This is a genomic window from Streptomyces sp. NPDC005574 (genome assembly GCF_040605435.1).
Taxonomy (GTDB): domain Bacteria; phylum Actinomycetota; class Actinomycetes; order Streptomycetales; family Streptomycetaceae; genus Streptomyces.
Map to the genome: position 1 here is coordinate 1 of NZ_JBEXCW010000351.1, position 1,109 is coordinate 1,109.

2 protein-coding genes are annotated in these 1,109 nt (G+C 71.4%); both read left to right on the plus strand.

Annotation, left to right across the window (positions count from 1 at the left end; translation table 11 throughout):
• Positions 1-663, plus strand: a 663-nt coding sequence (locus ABZT03_RS44670) for a transposase (RefSeq protein WP_356050093.1), incomplete at its 5' end; no start/stop codon positions are given.
• Between the two features lie 33 nt (positions 664-696).
• Positions 697-1,109, plus strand: a 413-nt coding sequence (locus tag ABZT03_RS44675; RefSeq protein WP_356050095.1) for a hypothetical protein, incomplete at its 3' end; no start/stop codon positions are given.

Below are 1,109 nucleotides of genomic sequence, written 5' to 3' on the forward strand. Positions count from 1 at the left end.
CTGACCTGGTACAAGGCCCACCCCAAGCGCGGCAAGGCCGCGATGGCCGACGCTGGGGTCCTGCCCCACTTCGCCGGCACCGTCGTCACCGACGCCTTCTCCTCCTACCTGAAGTACGGCACCGCCCGGGCCCTGTGCAACGCGCACATCCTGCGCGACCTCGACGGCGTCCACCACGCCGACCCGGCAGGCCAGACCTGGGCGAAAGCCGCCTTCGACGCCCTCAGCGCCGGAAACAACGCCGCCCACGCCGCCCGCCAGGCAGGCCGGACAGCCCTGACCCGCGACGAGATCCACGCCCTGGAAGAACGGTTCGACCACGCCGTGCGCTGCGGACGCGCGGCCAACCCCGACCCGCCACCCGGCCGGAAGAGGACCTTCGCCCGGCAGCTCGCCGACCGGCTCCACCGCAGGCGGGACGACATCCTGCGCTTCCTGCACGACCTGACGGTGCCGTTCACCAACAACCAGGCCGAGCAGGACATCCGCATGGCCAAGGTCCAGATGAAGGTCTCCGGCGGCTGGCGCACCCTCGACGGCGCCAACCGCTGGCTCCTCGTGCGCTCCTACCTGTCCACCGCCCGCAAGCACGGCCTCAATCCCATGACCGTCCTGCGCGACCTCTTCGCCGGGAACCCCTGGCTCCCGCCCCTCCCGGCCTGAGGCCCGGACCGGGATACGGCACGCTGGACCACCATGAGCAAGAAGAACCGCCGCCCCCAGCCCCGACCGGCCCACCCCGCCGCAGCGATCGAACCGGCATCCGACACCAACACAGGGCCCGACACGCTCCGCCCGGGCCAGCTCGAGACCCTGATCGGACTCATCGCCACCGGCGCTCTCGATGCCCACCTGCCCCAGCTGAGCGTCGCCATCAGCCAGCGGCAGCACCACCTCACCGCCAGCCATACCATCCAGGCCCTGGCCACCTTCGCCCCCGGGGACCGCGTCCGGCTCAACCACCAGATCCGGCCCCTCTACCTGCACGGCGCCACCGGCACCGTCACCGGATGGGCCGGCCGAAGCGTCGTCGTCCAACTCGACGCCCCCACAGGACGCTTCACCACCGCAGAAATCCGCTGCCCACCCCTCGGCCTCGAACACATCAA